Source organism: Halobacillus sp. BBL2006 (genome assembly GCF_000786645.1).
Lineage (GTDB): Bacteria > Bacillota > Bacilli > Bacillales > Halobacillaceae > Halobacillus.
Genome location: NZ_JRNX01000323.1, coordinates 1 through 2526 on the forward strand (window position 1 = coordinate 1; position 2526 = coordinate 2526).

Annotated in this window: 3 protein-coding genes; all 3 read right to left on the bottom strand. The window is 41.1% G+C overall.

Annotated features, from left to right (window positions below):
* A partial coding sequence (locus tag LD39_RS10285) for a uridine monophosphate kinase (RefSeq protein WP_035545941.1) occupies nucleotides 1-410 on the bottom strand: 410 nt, incomplete at its 3' end.
* Nucleotides 411-528: 118 nt separating this feature from the next.
* Entirely contained in the window at nucleotides 529-1413 is an 885-nt protein-coding gene (tsf, locus tag LD39_RS10290; RefSeq protein ID WP_035545943.1) for a translation elongation factor Ts, read from the bottom strand.
* Nucleotides 1414-1625: 212 nt separating this feature from the next.
* The gene (rpsB, locus tag LD39_RS10295; RefSeq protein WP_035545944.1) at nucleotides 1626-2357 is read right to left on the bottom strand and encodes a 30S ribosomal protein S2; all 732 of its coding nucleotides are present in this window, start codon (nucleotides 2355-2357) and stop codon (nucleotides 1626-1628) included.
* Between the last annotated feature and the right edge of the window lie 169 nt (nucleotides 2358-2526).

Genomic DNA, 2526 nt, shown 5'->3' on the forward strand with positions numbered 1-2526 from the left:
TTACCCGTACCTGCCGCAAAAATAACAACGCGTTTCTTCTCTAGATGACGAATGGCTTTTCTACGAATGTATGGTTCAGCTACTTGTCTCATCTCTATAGAGGTTTGAACACGGGTTGGAATACCCTGGTTTTCTAAACTATCCTGGAGAGCAAGGGAGTTCATTACAGTAGCTAACATTCCCATGTAATCGGCGTTAGCTCTGTCCATCCCCATTTCGCTTCCTACTTTTCCGCGCCAAATATTGCCGCCTCCGACCACTACGGCAACTTCAACACCGAGTTCGGCAACTTCTTTTACTTGGCGTGAAACAGATTGAATAATACTTGGTTCTAGTCCGAAACCAGCTTCGCCACTTAAGGCTTCCCCACTTAGTTTCAGTACAATTCGACGATAGCGAGCAGTAGTCATAGTAACCTCCCGTGTGTGTTTGCTGTCTTGTGCTGCTACTAGTATTTAAAGCATGCTATGTAGCATCATTTTTGAAAATAGGGAACACTCTCATGGTGTCCCCTATATCCACTCATCATTATTTTTTAACTTGGCTCATTACTTCATCAGCGAAGTTTTCTTCACGTTTTTCCATGCCCTCTCCAACTTCAAAGCGATCGAATCCAGTGATTGTACCACCTTTAGATTCTACGAAATTCTTAACTTTTTGGTCCGGGTCTTTAACGAAGCTTTGTTGCAGCAAGCAAACTTCTTCGTAGAACTTGTTCATGCGTCCCTCAACCATTTTCTCAACGATGTTCTCAGGTTTACCTTCGTTCATCGCTTGAGTTTTAAGAACTTCGCGCTCTGCATTCGCTTCTTCTTCAGGAATTTCGTCACTGGATACATAACGAGGGTTAACGGCTGCTACGTGCATCGCAACATCTTTAGCTGCTTGCTCATCTGTAGAACCTTCTAGTACTGTAAGAACCCCGATGTTACCACCCATGTGAAGGTAAGCACCAAAAGCGTCATTATCTGTTTTCTCTTTGATTACGAAACGACGAAGGGAAATCTTCTCTCCGATTTTCGCAATTACGTCTGTGATATAGCTGCTCAATACATCACCATCACCGTGAAGCTTCTGTTCAAGAGCTTCTTCAACCGTTTCAGGTTTTTGAGATAGAAGGTGTTGTCCTAGCTCTTTAAGTAGAGATTTGAACTGATCGTTCTTAGTAACAAAGTCTGTTTCGCAGTTTACTTCGAAAAGTACAGCAGTGTTTCCAGAGATTTCGATTGACGCAGAACCTTCAGCTGCGATACGGTCAGCTTTCTTCTGTGCTTTAGAAATTCCTTTCTCACGCAACCAGTCAACCGCTTTTTCCATGTTACCATCAGTTTCAGTCAGTGCTTTTTTACAATCCATCATGCCAGCACCAGTTTTTTCACGAAGTTCTTTTACCATTTTAGCGTTAACAGCCATTTTAAAGCCTCCTTGTTAAATAAACGAAAGTATGTTTTCACTTAATTTTCTCTGTCTCACCGCTCAAAGTCATAAGTCAAGCAATTCTGTGAAACAAATGGTTTTCACCAGATTTCTTGGCTTACGCTTATTGAGAATATAAAAGACAGTTTAGCTTTTCGTTTTAAAAAAGGTGATAAAAGGTATACCCCCTTATCACCTTTAAAGTCTTCTTACTCAGTAGCAGCCTCTACTTCAGCTTCTTCAGTTGTTTCTGTTTCTTCACCTTGTTTAGCTTCAAGTACAGCGTCTGCCATTTTAGAAGTTAGCAATTTAACGGCACGGATCGCATCGTCGTTTGCTGGGATCACATAATCGATTTCATCTGGATCACAGTTCGTATCTACGATTCCTACCACTGGAATGTTAAGTTTGTGTGCTTCAGCAATTGCAATGCGCTCTTTACGAGGGTCAATGACAAACATTGCATCTGGAAGAGTATTCATTTCTTTAATACCACCAAGGAATTTCACAAGACGGTCTTTTTCTTTAAGCATGTCGACAACTTCTTTTTTAGGAAGTACGTCAGTAGTACCATCTTCTTCCATGCGCTCAATGTCTTTAAGACGGTTGATACGCTTGCGGATTGTTTCAAAGTTAGTAAGTGTTCCACCCAACCAACGTTGGTTGATGTAGTACATGCCACAGCGTGTAGCTTCTTCACGGACAGTGTCCTGTGCTTGTTTCTTAGTACCTACGAATAGGATGTTTCCACCGTTTGCGGCTACATCTTTCACGTAGTTAAATGCTTCATCCACCTTCTTAACTGTTTTTTGCAGGTCGATGATGTAGATTCCGTTACGCTCTGTGAAGATGTATTTCTTCATCTTCGGATTCCAGCGACGGGTTTGGTGTCCAAAATGAACACCAGCTTCTAATAGCTGTTTCATAGAAATTACAGACATTATAGTTCCTCCTGTTTGGTTTATTTTAGTATCCTCCGCCCTTATCATTTTCTTCTACAAACTCAATTAGCTGAGCAACCTATAGAAGAATCCAAAGGCGTGTGTATTGACACCGACAGTAAATATACCATAACCATCAGCTTCATTCAAGTTATTTTACTATTTTTTT